Origin of the sequence: Mesorhizobium onobrychidis (assembly GCF_024707545.1) — a bacterium.
Classification (GTDB): domain Bacteria; phylum Pseudomonadota; class Alphaproteobacteria; order Rhizobiales; family Rhizobiaceae; genus Mesorhizobium; species Mesorhizobium onobrychidis.
This window is the reverse complement of the sequence record NZ_CP062229.1, coordinates 5,536,268-5,549,632: the sequence shown is the minus strand read 5'-3', so window position 1 is coordinate 5,549,632 and position 13,365 is coordinate 5,536,268. Positions and strand designations below refer to the sequence as shown.

Below are 13,365 nucleotides of genomic sequence, written 5' to 3'. Positions count from 1 at the left end.
GGGTCATGGGCTGCACATCCTGGCCACCCCTTCAACCGACGCCGCTGGTGGCGACGCCCACGCCGGCGCCGAAGGTCGTTCGCAGAGCCGCGGCGCCGCGGAAGGTCGTCAACCCCGCTCCCAAACCGGTGGCCGCCAAGAAAGCAGTTAAACCGGTCGCGGACGAGCCTGCTGCCGCACCTCCCGTAGTCATTCCTTCTTTGGGAGGCGGGAATAGCGGCGGAGGCGGCTGGGGAGGATAGCGGTGAATGGCGGCTGCAGCTAAGCCAAACAACTGATTCAGAGCATTCTGCAGCCAAGTGGAATCACTTGGCCTCGCAGAAATGCGGCTAAATCAAACAGATAGAGCCGGATGCTCAGTTCAAATTTGAACGTATCCCGCTCGCGGATCCGGACCACGGGCTAAGTCGCATCCGCTGATTGGCGCAGCGCCTCGATCTCTGCCATCTGAATGCCCATTTCGACAAACGCGGAGAGAACTGAAAAGCGGTCCTCTAGTGCAACGCGTGCCAATCCGGCCAGAACCCCCGCACTCACAGCGCGGGCGGGTGGCTGCAAGGCCGATACCGCCTCCATAGCCGAACCGTTGCCATGCCGTCCTGCTGCCAGGGCAATCCAGGCGGCCGGCGTTGTTGGCGGCATTGCCGCAGCCTTGCTCATTTCTGGGCGATGGTGAGGGCTATCCGGTTCGCTGACCCAGTCACGAACAAGCGCGAGCAACTCCTGATCCCTGCGGTCGAGCACAACGATGAGGTGGCTCAGGCATTCATGCGCCCACCACACCGCAGCCCGCTCGGGAAGCAGATAGGCACAGAACGTAATCGCCTCCTCGGGCACCCGCCCGGCAAGGAGGGCGCGGCAAAATTCGATTGAAGGCTGTTCGGTCGGAAGTGCCACCATGTCGCTGGAAACAGCGGGGCAGGCCATGAAAAGATCCCGTGCCGTTTTGAATCGAAGCTCATTGGCCATGGCGCCACGCTTTCCCCAGGGAACAATCGACACTGAAGCCCTGGACAGGGCGCGGGTCAAGTCTCCGGTCCTCAGCAAGATGCAACTGCCCTCCACCCCCGTATGCTTGACGTTTATTGACAGACAATCGCTTCGGGATTTGGTATAATCCGCAGCCGACAAGATCGGATGCTCAAACGGGAGTAACCGTCATGCAGTTGGGCAGTTTAGCCTTCGTGTTTACGGTCGCGCTTTTTTCGACCCACGCTTTTGCTGATCCGCTTCAGAAATCAGAAGACATCGTGAAGTTTTTTGACGGGGCGAGCGAGTTCGGCCCGTCGCGTGGAATTTGCGTCGGCACCGAGGAAGAGTGCAACAGCAAGAACAAGCAAGCGCCTGCCGAAAAAACCACCCTCGACATGCTGATCAATTTCGGCCTGGATTCTGCGGAACTCGATGCGACTGCCCGCGCCGAACTGGATGAGTTCGCCAAGGCGTTGAAGGACAGCCGACTGAGCTCTCTGAATTTCGTTGTTGAGGGTCACACCGATGCATCCGGCTCGGCTGATTACAACGAGGGACTTTCGGAACGTAGAGCCAGATCGGTAACAACCTTCCTGACCTCTAACGGCATCGATCCTGCCCGCATCAAAGCGACAGGCTTGGGCGAAGCGAATCCGCGCAACCCCAATCCGTTCGATCCGGTAAACCGGCGGGTGGAAATGCGGATAAGGACTGAGTAGCTGGAGCGGGTATGCTAGACTAAGATTAGAGCCACGCGTTCTTTTCGACGCGCGAACTGGAGGTCAGCGCAGCAAAACCGGTTCCGATTTCCCGGCCATGTGCTTTTCCCCGCCATGCGCTGGCTCAAAGCGCATTCTGAACGGAACTCACCATAGCCGTGATCGCCTGCTTGTATTTTTCGAACTCGGGCGATGTCTGCCGGACTTCCGTCGTTGTCGTTGTCCGTTGGCTCACTTCAACCATCGCCGGACTCAGCTTCCGCCCCATTTTCCTTTCGGCCCAGCTCACGACATAGCTGGTGGACTTGCCGGTGAGAAACGGGTTGGCTTGAATGACGGCCGACCCGAGCACGGCGCTCAATTGCGCCGAACCCGGCGAAGACAACACTTGATGGGCGCCTTCCATCCCCAGGAAATGACAGAGATAAAGCCGGCCGGCTGTGATCTGGTGGCCGCGCGCCCGAAGATAGGCTTCGCCTTCGCGCGCCAGATTGCTGACCATCTCGCGCGAGATGGTGGCGTCATATCGCAGAGCAAGCAGGTCGGCGGTTGACAGTGTCCGCGCAAGTTCGGGGCGGTAGGTGTTCATCATCCTGATCCAGGTCTTCGTTATGAACTGACCGGCGCCGGTCGCCGAAGAAAGTGGGTTCTTGGCGCGGGCGCTGCCGCCACTTTCGACTTGAACGATACGGTCGGTCAGCGTTTCGACAGCGGAATCATCCGTTGCGATGGCGGTAACCGTACCCAGGGGATCGATCGCCTCGCCATTGCGATAGAGTTCGAAATGCAGGTGCGGCCCGGTCGAGAGGCCGGTGGTGCCGATGTAACCAATGATATCGCCGGCCTTCACCTTCGCGCCGACACCGCCCTTGACCGCGAATTTCTGCATATGCGCATAGCGCGTCTCGCGCCCGTTTCCGTGCGAAATCTTCACCAGGTTGCCGTAACCCCCTCCATCGCCTTGAAAAACGACCTCGCCGTCGAAGGCGGCTGCAATCGGGGTACCCAGAGGCGCCGCCCAATCCACGCCCTTGTGAATGCGAACAGTCCCGAGGATTGGGTGCTTGCGAGGGCCGAAGGTGGACGTCATGACCCCGTTGACCGGGGTGACCATGCCGTTGGTGACTGTCAGCGAGCGAACCTGATCGTCGCCGCTAACGCATGCAAACTGGCCGTCGGTCTGCTGGAAGACGAAACAGTCGAGGCTTTTTTCGCTACCCTGGACGCCAACATACAGCACCCGTCCGGCCGTCTCTTCCTTGCCGCGTGGCCTTTGCGAATAGATCAGCACCAGACGCTGGTCTTCGCTGGCGAAGGCATCCAGATCCTGTCCTCGCGACAGATACATGATCGCTTCTCCGATCACGCCGGTCGGAACTTTGTTGCGCGCTGCTGTCGAGTAGATTGCGTCGAGCAGCCGGTATTGCCTTTTGTGCGTGCCTTGCGCCTGTGCACCCGAGTAGTTGAACAGATCTTCGCGGACCCAGGGGTCCACACCAGACACAAACACACCAGCGGCATCGCGGGTCAGCGTGCCGACAAATACGTTCTTGGCGTAGATCGAAACCTGCATGAGGGACATGGTTGTCGTCTCGCGCGTCGGCCTGAAACCGCGCATGGCGACGACATAACCCGGCTCAAGGCTTTCCCGATTGAAAAGCGCCTTCAGGGCTTCGCCTGCCAGCTTGGCATCCTCGGCGGAGAAATGCGCATCCAGGGCAACGCTGTCCAAGCTGCGGTCGTTGAGAATCTTTACGAACGTGTCCTCGGTAGCCTCGTATCGTTGATATTCGCTGGTGACATTTGCAACGCTTGTGTTGTTTTCGATCTGGGTTTTCCGGAACGCGGGAAGGGCTGCCTCGCCTGCATCGATTGTTTCGCCCCAACCTGCCTCGGCATCATCGGCGTCGACCTGCGGGTCGGAAGCAACCGGAGCCTCGTTTAGAACGGGCGGTGGCTGAACATTGTCTTGCAGGTCGTCAGATGGCGCCGGCGCGGCCTGTCGCTGTGCCTGGAAGAATGCGAAATCTTCTTGCGTGGACGGTATCGTTGTCATGAATTTTTCGCTGGCGCTAAGCATCACGTCAGACAGAATTTCGATCTGGGGAGAAACTCCAGCCTGATCGAGTTCTGCCGGGCGAGGGATCACTTGGCTTTTTGTCGCGGCGCCGGTGTCGGGCGCAAGGGTGATCCACATCGGGTCGCCTGCGAGATCGATGATGGCAGGCACATAGACCGATGCATCGGCTGGCACATCGTCGGTTCCCTCGACCGCGTGCAACTCCTCATCTTCGTCGCCAAACGACCAATAGTCCGCGGTGAGATAGAAGCCGACAGCGATCGACAACAGGACAACCACGCCAAGACCGGCAAGGACGCTGCGCCACAGCCTGCGTCTGCGCAGGGCGGCGCGCGCCTGCTTTTTCAACCTGAAGCTTGTGTCGATACTGTGCGTCACGGATTGCTTCCGGTCAGAAAAAAGGTCCACCGCACCTGTTCAAGCGTATCGACTTCGAGAAATCGCGCGGCGATATGGCCGCGCTGCCAGCATTCATCGATGCCGCGTATCGAGAAACGCCGCCGGTCGATGCACATTTCGGTCGACCCGGTCAGGGTTGCATGGCCAAAAACGTCCGTCGCATAGATGTAAATGTAGCGGTTCGTGAGTTCCTCGCGGATCACGTTCACGCACTGATTTGCGCCTATGGTCCACCAGCCATCGGTCTGGTCCGCATTGTCGACCTTTTGGCCGACAGCGAGATTGACCACGTCGAGCGTCTGATTGCAGACGGTGAATTCGGCACGCGCTTCGTTGGACGACAGGAGAGCCAGCAATGTCGCGCCCGACATCACCGTAAGTCTGATACGGCCTCTCAGGATAAGCAGGCCGCGAAGCCGGTCACGCAGATTTCTCGGCGGGACAGCGGTCGGGAAGGAAAAACGCGAGCGGCGGCGGTCCATCGGCGTTCATGCTATCCGCCGAGCCGGAAGTACTTTGCAGTCGCGGAGAACTCAGATCGGGTGGTCTCGATCTCTTCGAGAATCCTGGGCAACAGCAGCGCGGCTGGTGTCGGCGAGGAGAACGCCGCAGCCTGAATATCCTGAGGACCCGTGATGACCATTATGATCTGCGGTACGACCTTGCCGGCCGCCTTGTCGGCTGCGCCGAGATCGATCGGAAAGTTGAAGGTGGCCTTGTCGGCTTGCGCCAAGATACGACCGTCGAGGTTGAATGCCATACCCCTGTGGTCGATCAGCAGCACGCTGGAAATGAGGCCGCCACGCGTCACCAGCGTGCCGCCGATCGGCGAGCCGCTCGGCACCGTCGTTCGATCGAGAACAAGCTGCGGCTTGTCAGCTGCCGTCTGGTCCACAAAACGCAGAAAGTTGGTGACTTCGCATTGAGCCGGTTCAATGAGGCGGACGCTGATGTCCGGTTCGACATGGAATCTTGCCTGGAAATCGGACAACATTCGTTCGAAGGGCTGAACCTCTGTGCCCAATCCTTCGATTGCGACGGCCGTCTCGGTTGCCGACGTCAACGTCGCATAGAAACAGTCGCCGCCGTTGAAGTCGCTCACCCAGGAGACCCGTTGCGCGGCCTTGTCGTGGGCAATTGCCGGCGGCAGCTCTAGTTCCGGTTTCGGCACGTTCAAGGTGATGGTGGGTCCGTCCGGCTGTTTGCCTGCCGCCGGGTCGTCCTGTTGCCCCTTTGCGCTCGCGCCATCTGTCTGGCCTGCAGCGGGTTCGGGCACCTGGGTGGTCTGCTGGCTGGCCGGCTGCTCGGGCTTCCGGCCCTCCATCACGTCGGGCTGGACCGCTGGGGGCGGTAAGACTTTGTCGGCCGGCGCCACCGGCGCGACCTGGACGCGCGGCGGAACAGCTTGCTGGCTGTCGCTGGTCACGCTGTCCGGCTGAATTGCCGGCAGCGGCTTTTCGGGTGTCGCCTCGGCTGCCGCCGGCTCCGGGGTTTCTTCGGATGCCGCCGGCTCCGACGCTTCCTCGGTTGGTGAGAGGACTTCGGCGGGCCGTGCCGGCTCCAACTTTTGATCCGCCGCGGCACCTGCTTGATTTTCAGCTGGCGACAGCGCCTCGGATGCCGCCGGCTCCGGGGTTTCCTCGGTTGGTGAGAGGACTTCGGCGGGCCGTGTCGGCTCCAACTTTTGATCCGCCGCGGCACCTGCCTGACTTTCAGCTGGCGGCGCAGTGGCTTCTGTTTGTGACCGCTCAGGTGGAACTGCCTTTGCCGGCTCATCGCCCGGCGAAATTGCAGCACTGTCCGTCGGGGCCGGTTTTGATGCTTTTGGAGACAAAAACGATGTATCGCCGGCGGTCGGCGTGGAAGGCGTCATCAAGCCGCTCAGATAGATGCCTGCACCGGACGCGACAGCTAATGACGCCAAGGCAGCGATCGCGATCGATCGGGTCTTGGCGGACTTTGCAGGGACCTTTGGCAAAACCGCCCGAGGACCGGCAACTGGCGAAGACCTTGGTTCGGACAGAAGCGCCGGCCGGACATGCGGAACGAAGCGCTGTTCACCGGGAGCCGCCGGAGGCTGACTTGGGAGCTTGGGGCCAGGCGCGGCGGTCCCCCCCGCTCGCGGCGTCCGGTCGCGCGGCGTGATCGACGTTGGCGGCGTTGTCTCCTCATCCGTATCGTCACGTGTCACCCTGGCGATGTCCGCCATGCTGATCGGCCGGTCTTGTGGATCCGGCTGCAGCATGGCTTCAACAATTCCACGAAAATCGCCGTCGATGTCGGATAGGTCCGGAACGGTTCGGCGTTTTTCCACGATCTCGAACTGGGAGCCGCCCATGTCGATCGGTTTCCCGCGCAGAGCAGCGGCCAGCACCAACCCCAGGCTGTAGATGTCGGATTGCTCGCTGACGTCGCCGCTGTACAGGCCGAGCTGTTCGGGAGAAACGTAGTTGTACTTTCCCGCGAACTTTCCGCCGATCAGGGTCTCTCCGCCGACGGTCGCCGACCGCGCGATGCCAAAATCGATGATCTTTGCGCGTTCGACCCGGCCTCCTGGCAGGATGATGTTATCCGGGGAGAGGTCGCGGTGTATTGCTCCCGCCTGGTGCACGGCGCTCAGGCCGGAAGCCAGGCGATGGCAGAGCTTGCGCACGTCTTCCGTCGGCATCGGGCCACGTCGCATGATATCGAACAGCGACTGGCCGTCGACGAATTCCATGGCAAGATAGGGGCGACCGATGCCGGGGTCGATCGTGAAGACGTGATATCGCACGACCGCGTCGTGCGACAGGTGATTGAGGATCGACGCTTCCTTGCGGAACAGCGACAGGATCGTCTGATCGCGGGCGAACTCGGGCAAGACGATCTTGATCGCGACATGGTCGCCGGTCTGGATGTTGTGGCCCCGGTAGACTTCGCCCATGCCACCGAATGCAATCCGCTCGTCTAGTTCATAGATGCCGCTGAGTTGCGTGCCTACGGCTGTGTTGGCCACGTTAGGCGATATTCGCGTCTTGTCGTCGGCGCTCATCAGCCTAAACCTTCCGCTCTGGAAGGATCAGGACGGGCCCCATTGCGCCCGTCTCCGATCTTCACGAGCACGATCGTGACATTGTCTGTTCCCCCGCGGGCCAGCACCGTTTGCAGCAGGTTTTCGCATGCCGCCTGAGGCGTCGCCGACACCGCCGCCGCCTCGATCTCGGCGTCTGTGACATGCGCTGTCAGCCCGTCGGTGCTCAACACAAATATGTCGCCCGGCATGATTTCGCCTTGCTGGAAGTCAATGACGATCTCGTCGCTGACACCGACCGCATGCGTGATAACGTTGCGGCGCGGCCAGGTGAGCGCTTCGGCTGCGCTGATCATGCCCTTGTCGAGAAGTTCCTGAACTTCGGTATGGTCCTTCGAAATCTGGGAGATCGAGGCGTTGCGGATCAGATAGACGCGACTGTCGCCCGCCCACAGGCAGGCAAACCGCCCATCCATCGCCAGCAGGGCGGCGACAGTGGAGCCAATGGTTACTCCGCGGGATTCCGATATCCTGCGGATTTCGGCGTTGGCCCGGCTCAGCCGGTCCTCGAAGCGCGCGCGAAGATCCGGTGCAGAGCTTGCAATGCCGATCGTTGCCAGATGATCGACGATGCTGGCCGAAGCGACTTCCCCGGCATCATGTCCACCCATTCCGTCGGCCACCACCCACAAGCCAGTTTCCGGCTCGACCAGATAGCTGTCTTCATTGAGCTCGCGGACACAGCCTCTGTGGCTAACGCCGAAGCTTTCAAAGGGAAGGGCGACATTATTCACTTTGCCACCAAGCGCTTCTCAAGCGTCCTCTGCGGCGCACCGTCAGGCGCTCGCTCGCGCCAGTTTGCCACAGGCTCGAATATTAAAGTATCGAAATCAACGTCCGCGGATCTGTTGCCGATGGACAGCCTCACCGTATTGGAACATGCAAAGGTCATCTCAAAACGCCTTTGGACAGCTGAACCCGGAAAGCGCGGGAAGGAAGAGAGGGTTGGGGTCCGAACTGGTCTGGACCGTATAGGCGACATCGCGTCCGCCGATCACGAAGCGGGCTTCCGTGTTGCCGCCGGTGCTGGTGATATCAGCATTGTCCAGCAGGCGCTTCAGTGCCCACGGACCGTCGAACTTGATCGCGGACTCACGGCCCGGCATTTCCGGAATGAGGCTCAGGCTCGCGGACGCGGAAGCCATGCCGCTCGGCCAGGTCACCGTGCTTGGCGCGTTGCCCGCCTGGTTGCTTTGGACAATCTGGCCATCGACGTCGAGTTCCGCCGTATCGGCATCGCCATGCAGTGAAAACGGCGTAAAGGTGACACTGACCGACGGCACCGAACCACCTGAAGGAAAGAAGGCGTTGCGGATTTCCGCGGCCAGCTGGAAGTTTTTCAAAGTCGACTTCGACAGGTCGCGCCCGAAACGCGCATCCTGTTTCCAGTTCCAGTCCTGGCCGGTCAGGTCGATCAGCGATGCGAGATTCTGTGCGAAGAACCGGTCCATCAGTCCGCCTGGAGCGAACAGTTTCGCGAAATCCGCCATCGCAATATCCTCCGAGCCATCGCTGGCGAAAGGATAACGGCCCTCGACCATCTCCTCGCAGGCGCGCGTGACCGTCTGGTCGAGCATTTGGTTCAAATTCGTTAGCGAGGTTTCCGCGACGTTGCCGTCAAGCTCGTCGGCGGTCGCGGTGACCATTCGGGCGAGTTGCTTGGGCAGACGCGAGACATTGGCGCGAAGGGTGGATATCTGCAGCTGCAGATTCATGTTGACGCGTTCCGTTTGCGAAGGGACGTCGGCCGCCAGTTGCAGGCTTTGGTAGATGTCGCGGAAATTCTGGGTCAATGCATCGATTGGGCGGCGTCCGGCGGGACCGTTCACCAAAGCCTGGAATGATCTGAATTGCGCTTCGACGTTCGCCCCAGGATTCTGGTTTTGCGCGCTAGCGAACCCTGTACCGGCCCGGCTTTGCGATTTGCCGCTGGCGACTTGAAGGCCGATGCGGGCCAATCCCCTGGCGACATCTGCAGCGTTCTGCGGCTGGTTTTGAAGCATGTCGGCTTCGGCCTCGGAGCCGGAATCTTTGCCGGAACCAGCTTCTCGCGTCAGAGCCGTTTCGCCGGCGATCGCCGTAAAAAGCTGGTCGATTGGCGAGGTTGGTGACGCGGCAGCGGACAGTGCGATATAATGCGGCTTGTCCTTCAGCATCGCCTTGAACTTCAGCTTCTCGAGAACGCCGTTCCACGCCGCGGCGAACTCCCTCCCATAGCGTTCGACAAGTTCGGGACCGAGTTTAAGCAACTCCTGGTCGATGCCACCTTGCTCGCCGCCGCCGCCGAGAACCCACTGGTCATCGACAAGCATCTGCGCAATGCGCGAGAGTTGTCCGAGATAGAAGTTGTTAAAGCCGCTATAGGTGTAGATACCGGGAACGCGAAGGCCTGACAGATCGCCACCATCGACACGCTCGAACAACAGCTGCGCTTCCGGGCCGCCTTTCACGGAGACGGAAAAATCGTCCAGCGCTGCCGCGTATACCGCCGACTTGACCAAGGCGGAGGCACGATCAGCAAGGCTCATTCGTCCGAGCGAGCGTTGAGCGGCTTCGACAAGTGGCTGGTTGAGTTCGAAAACCGGATCGTAGGCGTCGTCCAGCGCAAGCATCGCCCGCAGATGTTTTTCGAGTTGCGCCCGTCCCTCGCGGTTGTTTTCGCCCGGATACCGGTTCTGCTCCCAATCCTGCCTCATCCAGGAAACGATCAACTCGTCGTCGACCTTCGGCGCCCTGCCGCCAAGCATCAGGTAGATCTTCAGCGATTCGTAGAGCGCGGCGGGATCAGCCATCTTGGCCTGGATCGTCCGTTCGGCCTGAAGCAGCAGGCGCGAGCGGAACACGCGCTCCAGCGCTTGCCGGTAAGCTGTTTTTGATGCCGAAAGAAGTCTTTCCCGCTGACTGAGGCCGAACGTCGCCTCGATCGGGGTCGGCAAATCACTGGTGTCGAACCCGGCTGGCAGCTCGCGCAACTGGTCGAGCGGGCCAATGACGTTTTCGAGGTCGACATCGGCGACCGTCGGGGTTTTGAGTAGCGGGTCCGCCGTCTCGCGATAGCGGCTTACAGCTTGCGTTGTAGAAGCGATCAGCGACCTGTTGGCCGTAAAGCTCAGGGCCAAGGTGCCCAGAGCCGCGGCAGCGATCAACGCTATTGCGCCAAGCCCGCCATATCTGGCAATCGCTGCACGTCTTTCAGCCGATTTGTCGTATGAAACCCAGCCGGATTCCGCGAAAATGACGCCGGTCAGAAGATCGTGCAAGAAGAAGCTTTTGCCAGTGCCGGAAAGATGGGCGCGAGAAGCGCTGCCGAAACTGCGACCGATTGCGCCCAGCACCTGGTCGATCGGCGTGCCCTCCTGCGTGCCCGATGAAAAATAGAGTCCACGCAGGCTGACGTTCACCTGGCTGCGGGCCGGATCGAATATGCTTGCGATGAAACTGGCAATACGCCCCTTCAGCGCGCCAAACTGGGCTGGAAAGCCAAAGATGGATATACGTGCGACCGGATCGGTCTCTTCCTGCAGGCGGTCGGCCATCTCCTCCGCCAGGCGTTTTTCCAATGCGTCGAATTCGGCCGGTGCCTCACCGACCATGTTATTGTTGCGATCGGCAGTCTGGAAGGTCGCGCCCCATACTTTGCGGCGGCGCGGCTCGTCGAAACCGCCAAAATAATCCATGAAACCGGCGACAAGGTCGGCCTTGGTGAAGAGCAGGTACACCGGGAACTGGATTTTCAGTGTTTCGTGGATTTCGCGCAGGCGGCTGCGTATTTCAACGACATGGACGTCAAGCTGCCGATCATCGAGGCTGATGAGGTCGGCAAGGCTGATGGCCAGGATAACCCCGTTTATCGGTTGCCTGGTGCGGTATCTCTTAAGCAGAGACAAGAAGGCGAGCCAGCTCTTCTTGTCGCTCTGCGCGTTGGAATCCTGCGTCGTGTAGCGCCCGGCGGTGTCGATCAGCACCGCCTGGTCGGTGAACCACCAGTCGCAGGATCGCGTGCCGCCAACGCCGGCGACCGGCTGGGCGTCGCCCGAACCGGCAAGCGGAAAATTCAGACCCGAATTGACCAACGCCGTTGTCTTGCCGGCACCAGGCGGGCCGATGACGACGTACCAGGGAACGTCGTAGAGGAAATTGCGCCTGCCGCTCGACCGCTTGAGCGCAGCGATGGCCTCACTCATGCGAGCCTCGAGCACCTGCGAGTCGTCATCTTTGTCGCCATTGTGGGCGACTATCGCCTCGAGCGCTTTTTGTGCCTTTCGCTTTCGCCAGAGGCGCAATCCATAGAACAGCGTCACGATCGCAACGATCATGCCGATGATCGCAACGCGGAGCCAGACTGGTGCCAGCGGACGGGTGTCGGCAAAGCGGATCAATGGTCCGGCAAACCAGACGGCTGCCGCGAAACCGGCCAACGCGATCGCGCTGAATATCCGCAGCAGCCAACGCGTCATAGGCGCTTCCAAATGGCCGTGCTCACAGCGTTTCCTCCTTGGGGATCATCAAGTCGACACGGCGATTCTGGGCGCGGCCTTCCGGCGTCGCATTGTCGGCGATCGGTTCGTCTTCGCCCTTGCCGTCGACCGTGATCCGGGAAGGCTTGCTGAACCGCGGCGCCATCATCGCTTCGACAGCCTTCGCCCGGGCGACTGAAAGGTCGAAGTTGGATTTGAACGCGCTCGATTTTCGCGGCTTCACATTGTCCGTATGGCCGACGATCATGATCGGTCCGGGCTCCGGTTCCAGCGCGGCGGCGATGTCCGCGGCGATCGCTCCAAACTCCGGCTTTATCTCGGCACTGCCGGACTGGAACAACAGGAGATTGTTGATCTCCACGACGATGAACTTGCCCTGCGTGCCGACGGTCAGCCCGCCGCGCGCGATATTCTCGGCCAGTGCGGCATGGATGCGATCGATCTGAGAGGGGGTAGTGGCGACAGGCGGAGCGACTTTCACCGGCGCAGCCGACGGCACCACGCTGGCGCGTTCGATGGCGATCGGCGTCGATGGATCGAGCGCCAGCAACCTGCCGGCAAGGCCCTCGCCCTCGTTGGTAATGAAGACCCGCAATGCAAAGAATGCCGCCGTCAGCAGTGCCGACGCTGCGGCCGCAATCACCCAGAGCGGCAACCGGGCCGACGATTGTGCGCTTGACACCGCCAGGCTTTGCCAGTGGGGTGAGATGTCGTCGTCGGCGCGCGCCCTGAAGTAACGAAGCGTCTCGTAGACGTCGCGTCGAACGCGTTCGAGATTGTTGTCCTCGCGCGAAAGGCCTCGATACTGGCCTTCGAACCCCAGCGACAGGCAGGCATGCATCAATTCAAGCAAGTTGTAGTGTGCCTCCGGCGCGGCCAGTACCTTGTTCAGCGCTTCGTAGAAGCCCGAGCCGGTGGGCACGACGTGAAAGAACTGTGACAGCATGCTGTGCTGCGCCCAGGCGTCTTTCTTGGGCCAAGGCAGGTTGCCGATGAGGTCGTCAGCGGTTTCGCAGAGAGCAAATTTTGCGATCCGTGCGTCTTCTTCGGGAACACCGGCTTTTTCCATAGTCCGGTCGAATTTTTCGATCGCCTCCGCAACATGTTCCGCCAGTTGTTCCGCCTGTCTTTCGACAGGCATAAGCCTGAGCTGGCCAAACAGCATCAGCAAAGGAGCGGCCGCAGCGAGGATCTGATTTGCTGCGGAATATCTGACGCTGTCCGTGGCATTCAGCAGGATTTCCTGCTGAATGCCCGGCGTCGCCGCAAAGGAGCCGGTTGCCGCCGCTGCGCCGGGGTCTGCACCCTGATAAATCACGGTTCCGGATGTCCAGCCCGGCGGTGCATGCCGACCGACACCCGGATCGAAAATCGTTGAATCCTTAACCTGCGAGGGACCGGTCTGTCCGCTGTCGGGAACGGGCCGCTGAGGAGCCGGCGCTGATTTTTCAGCGCGGCGCGGTACGCGAATGACGGTCTTGCCCGCTGGGCCGAAAGGATCGTCCTTCGAGCTCATCGCCAAACGTCCGTCCACGTGCGGTTGCCACGTGTGCGCCACAGTGGGGCAAAACGGTCCCTGGCCAGGCGCAGGAACTGCAGGCGCTGCTGGCGAGGGCAGTGTCTGGAGGAAGGTCGGCTATATCTTTC

Annotated in this window: 8 protein-coding genes; 1 reads left to right on the top strand and 7 read right to left on the bottom strand. The window is 60.8% G+C overall.

All coding sequences use genetic code 11. The features are described 5' to 3' along the window. Window positions 1-402: 402 nt before the first annotated feature. Window positions 403-969: a DUF6931 family protein gene (locus IHQ72_RS27555; RefSeq protein ID WP_258118525.1), complete on the bottom strand. Its 567-nt coding sequence runs from the start codon at window positions 967-969 to the stop codon at window positions 403-405. A 191-nt stretch (window positions 970-1,160) separates the two neighbouring features. Here IHQ72_RS27555 and IHQ72_RS27550 point away from each other — a divergent pair, with 191 nt between their 5' ends. Then, window positions 1,161-1,691, top strand: a complete 531-nt coding sequence (locus tag IHQ72_RS27550; RefSeq protein WP_258118520.1) for an OmpA family protein — start codon at window positions 1,161-1,163, stop codon at window positions 1,689-1,691. 124 nt (window positions 1,692-1,815) lie between these two features. On the opposite strand, the gene IHQ72_RS27545 is transcribed toward IHQ72_RS27550, so the two are convergent. The 6 genes from IHQ72_RS27545 to tssL all read right to left on the bottom strand — a co-directional run bounded on the left by IHQ72_RS27545 (window position 1,816) and on the right by tssL (window position 13,234). Beyond that, window positions 1,816-4,149 (bottom strand): M23 family metallopeptidase, encoded by a 2,334-nt coding sequence (locus IHQ72_RS27545; RefSeq protein ID WP_258118518.1) that lies wholly within the window; start codon window positions 4,147-4,149, stop codon window positions 1,816-1,818. Further along, a complete protein-coding gene (locus tag IHQ72_RS27540; protein WP_258118517.1) occupies window positions 4,146-4,652 on the bottom strand; it encodes a DUF1036 domain-containing protein in 507 nt (168 codons plus the stop codon). Before IHQ72_RS27540 ends, IHQ72_RS27545 begins: the two co-directional genes overlap by 4 nt. A gap of 11 nt (window positions 4,653-4,663) precedes the next feature. Continuing rightward, window positions 4,664-7,201, bottom strand: a complete 2,538-nt coding sequence (locus IHQ72_RS27535; RefSeq protein WP_258118516.1) for a serine/threonine-protein kinase — start codon at window positions 7,199-7,201, stop codon at window positions 4,664-4,666. Then, on the bottom strand, window positions 7,201-7,974 hold the full coding sequence (locus IHQ72_RS27530) for a PP2C family protein-serine/threonine phosphatase (protein ID WP_258118515.1): 774 nt from the start codon (window positions 7,972-7,974) through the stop codon (window positions 7,201-7,203). The genes IHQ72_RS27535 and IHQ72_RS27530 overlap by 1 nt, the downstream gene beginning before the upstream one ends. Before the next feature lie 159 nt (window positions 7,975-8,133). Continuing rightward, complete coding sequence (tssM, locus tag IHQ72_RS27525; protein ID WP_258118514.1) at window positions 8,134-11,697, bottom strand: type VI secretion system membrane subunit TssM; 3,564 nt, start codon at window positions 11,695-11,697, stop codon at window positions 8,134-8,136. Between the two features lie 22 nt (window positions 11,698-11,719). Beyond that, entirely contained in the window at window positions 11,720-13,234 is a 1,515-nt protein-coding gene (tssL, locus tag IHQ72_RS27520) for a type VI secretion system protein TssL, long form (protein ID WP_258118513.1), read from the bottom strand. Between the last annotated feature and the right edge of the window lie 131 nt (window positions 13,235-13,365).

What these genes read in the sequence shown, in the direction of transcription:
- IHQ72_RS27555 (WP_258118525.1), bottom strand. Translation starts at nt 969, where the DNA reads ATGGCCAATGAGCTTCGATTCAAAACGGCACGGGATCTTTTCATGGCC.
- IHQ72_RS27550 (WP_258118520.1), top strand. Translation starts at nt 1,161, where the DNA reads ATGCAGTTGGGCAGTTTAGCCTTCGTGTTTACGGTCGCGCTTTTTTCG.
- IHQ72_RS27540 (WP_258118517.1), bottom strand. Translation starts at nt 4,652, where the DNA reads ATGGACCGCCGCCGCTCGCGTTTTTCCTTCCCGACCGCTGTCCCGCCG.
- IHQ72_RS27535 (WP_258118516.1), bottom strand. Translation starts at nt 7,201, where the DNA reads ATGAGCGCCGACGACAAGACGCGAATATCGCCTAACGTGGCCAACACA.
- tssM (WP_258118514.1), bottom strand. Translation starts at nt 11,697, where the DNA reads ATGACGCGTTGGCTGCTGCGGATATTCAGCGCGATCGCGTTGGCCGGT.
- tssL (WP_258118513.1), bottom strand. Translation starts at nt 13,234, where the DNA reads ATGAGCTCGAAGGACGATCCTTTCGGCCCAGCGGGCAAGACCGTCATT.